At 69.9% G+C, this 6,494-nt stretch carries 5 protein-coding genes; 4 read left to right on the top strand and 1 reads right to left on the bottom strand.

Annotated elements, in window-relative coordinates:
* Positions 1–523: 523 nt before the first annotated feature.
* The 4 genes from VGC13_RS12575 (at position 524) to VGC13_RS12560 (ending at position 5,176) form a co-directional block, all read left to right on the top strand.
* Positions 524–877 carry a hypothetical protein gene (locus VGC13_RS12575; RefSeq protein WP_331125614.1) on the top strand — a complete coding sequence of 118 codons (354 nt, stop codon included), beginning with the start codon at positions 524–526 and terminating at the stop codon, positions 875–877.
* Between the two features lie 405 nt (positions 878–1,282).
* The gene (locus tag VGC13_RS12570; RefSeq protein ID WP_331125613.1) at positions 1,283–1,603 is read left to right on the top strand and encodes a hypothetical protein; all 321 of its coding nucleotides are present in this window, start codon (positions 1,283–1,285) and stop codon (positions 1,601–1,603) included.
* 419 nt (positions 1,604–2,022) lie between these two features.
* Positions 2,023–3,606: a Ppx/GppA phosphatase family protein gene (locus tag VGC13_RS12565; protein WP_331125612.1), complete on the top strand. Its 1,584-nt coding sequence runs from the start codon at positions 2,023–2,025 to the stop codon at positions 3,604–3,606.
* Positions 3,607–3,784: 178 nt separating this feature from the next.
* Entirely contained in the window at positions 3,785–5,176 is a 1,392-nt protein-coding gene (locus tag VGC13_RS12560) for an ATP-binding protein (protein WP_331125611.1), read from the top strand.
* Between the two features lie 179 nt (positions 5,177–5,355).
* Here the strand turns inward: VGC13_RS12560 and VGC13_RS12555 are convergent, their stop codons facing one another.
* Positions 5,356–6,480 (bottom strand): MGDG synthase family glycosyltransferase, encoded by a 1,125-nt coding sequence (locus VGC13_RS12555; protein ID WP_331125610.1) that lies wholly within the window; start codon positions 6,478–6,480, stop codon positions 5,356–5,358.
* Positions 6,481–6,494 lie beyond the last annotated feature (14 nt).

The raw sequence follows: 6,494 nt of genomic DNA, 5'->3' as shown, positions 1-6,494 counted from the left end.
GATCAGGGCACGGGACCAGCCCCGTCGTTCTGCTGGCGAGGTCCTTCGGTCGGCGCCAAGATGCAGTGTACAAGGAAGTTATGGGGTGGCGCCTCCCTCAGGAAGTCAATCGCGTGGGAGGTTGGGCAACACCCTCTGAGGTGGCCAGGCCCGAGTGCGCTTTCGGCGGTCGCGGGTGACTGGACACGCGCGGTGGATCGCGCCTGTATACAGGCATGCCTGCGTACAGGCATTCCTCCGTGATGGCGGAACCATGGAAGAAGAGCCACCTGCGCGGGACGTGCTTTCCTGGATGTCCCGGAGGTGGATGGGGCCTCCCGCACACGCCTCCGCGGGGGCTGTTTCGTGGAGCTCCACGCGTGCCGGCTGGGGCTGCGGGAGGCCGTTCGCGGGTCTGGTTGGACCTCCGGACTTCCGCCTTGTCGAACGGGGAGACTTGACCGCCATTTGCCGGGGCTTTACGCTGTGCTCCGCCGTGCGGGTTCGCGGCCGCGACTGAACGATAGAGAGAGACGAAAACGGGATGAGCGATTCACGGGTGGACCAGCGCTTCGACGAGCTGGTGTCGCAGGTGCACGACTGGGTGGAATCGGCGGTGGCGCTGGACGAGGGGCACTTTCCCAGCGAGCTGCTGAGCGACCTTCGTGACCTGGTGGAGGAGCTGAAGGCGTTCATGGACGACGAGGAAAGCTCTGCGTACAGCCGCGCCGACGTGCTGGAGATCTTCGTTACGCCCGAGATGGGCGAGGTGATGCACCGCTTTCCCAAGGTGCGCCGGCTGCTGGAGAGCGCCTGGGGCTCGTCGCTCATCGACCAGATCGAGGAAGAGTCCGCCGGCTTCGATCCCGAAGGCGACGACGACGACGACGACGATTGACCACTCCCGTCCCGGCGGCCGCACCCGGCGCCGGGCGGGTGGGCGGAACGCGCGTCCGCGCCGCGGGCGGGCCGCGCCGTGCTTTTTCGCCTGGGCGAAGATGCCCTCCGCATGGACGGCCGGCCGCGAAAAACCCCGCCCGCAGGCGGGGTTTTTCGCGTTCGGGGGAGCCCCTGGAAAGACGCGTGCTTTGATCACTTGGCCTGACCGCTTGCGTACGGGCCCGCAGGTGCGTACAATCCCGAGTGTCCACCCACCGAACCTAGACAAAGTGGCCGGGCCGCCTCGCCGGACGAGGCTTGGCGCCATGTGCCCATCGAGACGCTGCGTGCCTTCATGGGCCAGCTCGTACTTGACACGTCCTTACGCGACGTGGCGGCACGGGTGGGTCTTGGGCACGAAGCGATGCGCAAGTTCGTCAACGGCACCACCGAGCGTCCGCACCAGCGCAGTCTGCGGGCGATGGGGTTGCTGTACAACGAGCGGCAGGCGCTGCAGGCCCGCGAGCGCGGCACCATCCCCACGGCCGGCCAGCTGAAGCTGCTGCTGCCGCGCGGGCTGGACGAAGCCGGCGCCGAGGTGCGGGCCGTGTTCGACGCCATCCGCGGCACCCGCAAGGCCTCGCCGCTGGCGGACGACTTGGAGCAGTGGCTGCTGCGCCGCCTGCGCGAGGAGTACGCCGCCGAGCCGCAGTGGGGCCCCGCCCGCAAGCGCAGCCGCAAGTAGCCGCCGCCCCATCATCGTGACGACGAAGCCCGTCTCCCTCCGGAGGCGGGCTTCCTTGTTTTCGTGGCGATTCCTGCCGAGTACGGGCAATCGCCGTCACTCCGAGGGAATGCCGCCCACCCCGAGGCATCCGGAGGGCGCAGTACCTCCGTCGCCGACCGAGTCTGGCGCGAGAAGCCCCCGTTTCCGAAAGAGATTCTTCGGTCGGCGCACCGGCTGGCGTGCATCTGGAAAGGACCGGGGTGCGCCTCCCTCAGAATGACACCGTTGGCCGGATTGATCTGGACCGCTCTGCGGAATCGGCCCAACACCCGCTCACCCCTTCACCCCTTCACCCCTTCACCCTCCCCTGCCCACCCCCGCGGTCCGCGCCTTGCGCCATCACCCGCGCACCCCTGACCGCACTCCCGCTCGCGCCGATGATCCAGCTGCTGAACCGCACCGAAGCCCAGTCCGCCACGGCGGCGCCCCCGTCGTTTCCGCTACGCGTGGGCGGCATCGACGTGGGCTCCAACGCCATCCGCTTTCTGGCCGCCGAGTTCACCGCGCCCACGGAGTACCGCGTGCTGGCCGAGCGGCGCGAGCCGGTGCGCCTGGGGCACGAGGTGTTCCTGTCGGGCAAGCTGGCCCGCGGCGCCATGGAGGCGGCCGTGGAGGCCATCGGTGGCTTCCGGGTGCAGATGGAGGCGCTGGGGATTGCCCACTACCGCGCCGTGGCCACCAGCGCCACCCGCGAAAGCCGCAACGGCGAAGAGTTCGTGGACCGGGTGCGCCGCGAGACGGGGATCGAGCTGGAGGTGATCACCGGCAGCGAAGAGGCGCGCCTGGTGTACGAGGCCGTCAAGGCGCAGGTGCCGTTCGGCAAGAAGAAGTGGCTGCTGGTGGACCTGGGCGGCGGCAGCGTCGAGGTGTCGCTGGTGGACAACAGCGCCATCCTGTGGAGCGAGTCGCACACCATGGGCTCCGTGCGGCTGCTGGAGGAGCTGGCCGTCTCGGGCGAGGAGCCGGGCCGTTTCCAGCGGCTGCTGGAGGAGTACGCCGCCACGCTGCGCATTCCCGTCATCACCCAGCAGTGGAACCCGGCGGGGCTCATCGCCACCGGCGGCAACATCGAGGCGCTGGCGCGGCTGATGGGGGCCGAGCCGGGGCGCGGCAAGGCGGCGTCCATCCCCCTGGTGGAGCTGCGCCGGGTGATCGCGGTGCTGTCGCGCCTTTCGTACCGGCAGCGCGTGGAGCAGCTGGGGCTGCGCGAAGACCGGGCCGACGTCATCCTCCCCGCCGCCATGGTGTACGAGCGCGTGGCCTCGCTGGCGGGCGCCGAAGCGGTGCTGGTGCCGGCCGTGGGGCTCAAGGACGGCGTGCTGCTGGACCTGGTGGACGACCTGACCACGCACGAGGCGCACGAGGTACGCAAGGAAAAGCAGGCGATCGCGGGCGCGGTGGCGCTGGGCAGGCGCTACCTGTTCGAGGAGGCGCACGCCGCCCACGTGGCGCACCTGGCCGGCTCGCTGTTCGACCAGCTGCTCAAGGTGCACAAGCTCGACGCGGGAGACCGGCGCATCCTGCTGGCGGCGGCGGTGCTGCACGACGTGGGCATCTTCATCGGCCACAAGAAGCACCACAAGCACTCGCTGTACATCATCTCGCAGTCCGAGATCCCCGAGTTCACCCCGCGCGAGATCGCGGTGATCGCCAACGTGGCGCGCTACCACCGCAAGGGCGTGCCCGCGGTGCACCACGAGCAGTACACCGGCCTGGACTCGGAAGACCGCGACCGGGTGGTGAAGCTGGCCTCCATCCTTCGCATCGCCGACGCGCTGGACCGCGAGCACCTGCAGGCCGTGCGCGGGCTCAAGGCCAGCGTGGGCAAGGGCAGGCTCACGCTGGAGCTGGACGGCACCGGCGACCTTCTGCTGGAGCGCTGGGCCCTGCGCCGCAAGGCCGGCCTGTTCGCCGACACCTTCGGCCTTGAGGTAGAGGTCGCCGGGGATCGGGAGGGGTAGACGGCATCCGTCTCCCGGACGGATGCCGTGAGTGGCCGCAATGCGGCCGCACCGGACGCGCCAGCGTTGGCGCCTGTTCAAACGAATGCAATTCCAGCACTTGCGCGTCTCTGGGCCAGCCGCTACTCATCGACTCCGTCCAGCCGTACTCGCGTTTCCTTCCCAGCCCCACCACCCCATGACCATCGCCGAAATCGACGAGCTCGTCCTTGCGGGCGAGTCGGAAACGATCGAGTTCAAGCGTACGACGGGCCAGCGCTCCGAAGCGTCGCGGGCGGTCTGCGGGATGCTGAACGGAATCGGCGGCTTCGTCTTCTTCGGCGTGGAGGACGACGGACGGATCGTGGGGCAGGAGGTGACCGCAAAGACGATCGCCGACCTGGTTCACGAGCTGCGGCGCATCGATCCGCAGCCGGCGCTTACACCGGAGCGCGTGCCGCTGGAGAACGGCCGCGAGGTCCTGGTGGTCTCGGTGCCCGGCCGGACGGGCGGCGCCTTTACCTACGACGGCAGGCCGTACGTGCGTCAGGGGCCGGTGACGGCGGCCATGCCGCAGGAGCAGTACCGGCGCCTGCTGCTGGAAGGAGCGCATCCCGCGCACCGGTGGGAGATCCTTCCCGCGTCCGGCGTCACGCTGGACGACCTCGATCACGCGGAGATCGACCGGACGGTGGGCGAGGCCGTGCGCCGCCTTCGCCTGGACGATCCGGGGACCGGCGACCCCGAGCAGCTTCTGCGCGCAATGCAGCTCATCCGCAACGGCCAGCTGGTCAACGCGGCGGTCGTGCTGTTCTGCCGGCGGGAGCGCCTGGCCCAACTTTATCCGCAGTGCCTGCTGCGCCTGGCCCGCTTTCGCGGAACGGACAAGAGCGAGTTCATCGACAACCGGCAGGAGGTGGGCAACGCGTTCGACCTGATGATGCGCGCCCAGCGCTTTCTCCGCGACCATCTGCCCGTCGCGGGCCGGATCGTTCCATCGTTGTTCGAACGGGTCGACGATCCGCTCTACCCACCCGCGGCGCTGCGCGAGGCGCTGGCGAACGCCATCTGCCACCGCGACTACAGCATGCCGGGCGGTTCGGTGGGGATCGCCCTGTATGATGACCGCCTGGAGATCACGAGCACCGGTGCGCTGCCGTTCGGCCTTACGCCCGAGACCCTGCTCAAGCCGCACACGTCCCAACCATGGAACCCGCTGATCGCGAACGTCTTCTTCCGTCGCGGCGTCATCGAGCAGTGGGGGCGCGGGACGCTGAAGATGGTGGAGCTTACGGCGCGGGCCGGGCTGGCTGCGCCGGAGTTCGAGCAGCGCGGAGGCGAGGTGGTCGTGCGCTTCTGGCCCGTGCGCTACGTGGCGCCCACGCGGGTAATTCGCACGGTGAGCCCGCTGCAGCAGCAGATCCTGGAGGCGCTGTCGGTGATGGGGCCGGCTACGCTGGCCCAGGTGTCCGCCACGATCGGGGAGGAGGCGGCCATCCTGAGCGTGCGAGACAACCTGCAGGCGCTCCGGCGGCTGGACCTGGTGCAGGTGGCGGGCCGAGGCCGGGGCGCGCGCTGGAAGCTGGAATGAAGCGAATAGAAGTGGAATGGAAGTGAATTGAAGTGGAATGGAAGTGAATTGAAGTCGGATAGAAGTGAATGAAGTCCCATGAAAGTCAGTTGAAGTAAATTGAAGGGGCCATCCAGCAGAGATCACTTCCATTCCACTTCGATGCGCTTTCATCGAACTTCCATCTGCCTCGATGGCCATCATCCCTCGGCGGGCGGCAGGTAGTCGCGCCGGATGGCGGCGGCGATGTCGGGGGCGGCGTGGGGGCGGCCGATGCGGCGCGCCTCGCACGACAGGCGCTCCAGCAGCCCCGGCTCGGCGAACACGCGGTGAAAGGCGTCGCGCATCTCCGCCGGGGTGGCGGCGCACAGGCCGGCGCCCTCCTGCACCACGGCGCGCGTGTTCACCTCCTCCGCGCCGGGAATGGGGCGCGTGAGCAGCAGCGGGCGCCCCACCGCCAGCGACTCGCTCACCGTCAGCCCGCCGGGCTTTCCGGCCACCACGTCGGCCGCGGCCAGGAACCGCTCCATCCCCCGGACGGTGCCGTACACGTGCAGCCGCTCCGGCGGCACCCCCAGCGACGAAAGCCGCGCGCGCGCCGCCTCGTTGCGCGCGCAGACGGCCACGATCTGCACGGCGGGGTGCGTGGCCTGCAGCGCGGCCTCCGTCCCCTCGTCCACGCCCAGCCCCAGCCCGCCGCCCGTCACCAGCGCCACCGGGCGGTCCGGCGCCAGCCCCAGCTCCGCGCACGCCTGCTCGCGCGAGGGCGGCACCGAGAACGCCGGGCCGATGGGAATGCCCGTGACCGCGATGCGCGTGCGGCGCACCCGCCGGCGGCGCAGGTCGTTGGCCATGGTGTCGGTGGCCACGAAGTACTGCGCCACGCCGCGCTGCACCCAGAAGCGGTGCAGCCCGAAGTCGGTGATGGCCAGCGCCAGCGGAGGAAGGCCAAAGCGGCCGGCGGCGAGCTGCGCGGGAAGAAAGTGCGTGCACAGGCACACGCGCCACGGCCCGGACTGCAGCAGGCGGCGAAACTCGCGGAAGAGCGTGCGGTGCGCCACCGGGCCCCACCGCGCCCGGTTCTGCGCGTCGCCGTCGGTCACGCGGTAGATCTCCTTCCACAGCCGCGGCGCGCGGGCCACCATGGTCTCGAACAGCGAGCCGTAGAAGGCGCGCACCCACCGCGGGGCAATGGAGAGCAGCTCCACGTGCTCCACGTGCAGCCCGGGATCCTGCGCCGCGAACGCCTCGCGCACGGCCTCGGCGGCCCGGATGTGCCCGGTGCCGTTGGCGGCGGAGACGATCAGGACGGCCGGCCGGCTCATGGGAGCATTTTGCA

It is taken from the genome of Longimicrobium sp. (assembly GCF_036399255.1).
In the GTDB taxonomy this organism is placed as follows: Bacteria; Gemmatimonadota; Gemmatimonadetes; order Longimicrobiales; family Longimicrobiaceae; genus Longimicrobium.
This window is presented reverse-complemented; position numbering and strand designations above follow the sequence as displayed.

What these genes read in the sequence shown, in the direction of transcription:
- VGC13_RS12575 (WP_331125614.1), top strand. Translation starts at nt 524, where the DNA reads ATGAGCGATTCACGGGTGGACCAGCGCTTCGACGAGCTGGTGTCGCAG.
- VGC13_RS12555 (WP_331125610.1), bottom strand. Translation starts at nt 6,480, where the DNA reads ATGAGCCGGCCGGCCGTCCTGATCGTCTCCGCCGCCAACGGCACCGGG.
- VGC13_RS12565 (WP_331125612.1), top strand. Translation starts at nt 2,023, where the DNA reads ATGATCCAGCTGCTGAACCGCACCGAAGCCCAGTCCGCCACGGCGGCG.
- VGC13_RS12570 (WP_331125613.1), top strand. Translation starts at nt 1,283, where the DNA reads ATGCGCAAGTTCGTCAACGGCACCACCGAGCGTCCGCACCAGCGCAGT.
- VGC13_RS12560 (WP_331125611.1), top strand. Translation starts at nt 3,785, where the DNA reads ATGACCATCGCCGAAATCGACGAGCTCGTCCTTGCGGGCGAGTCGGAA.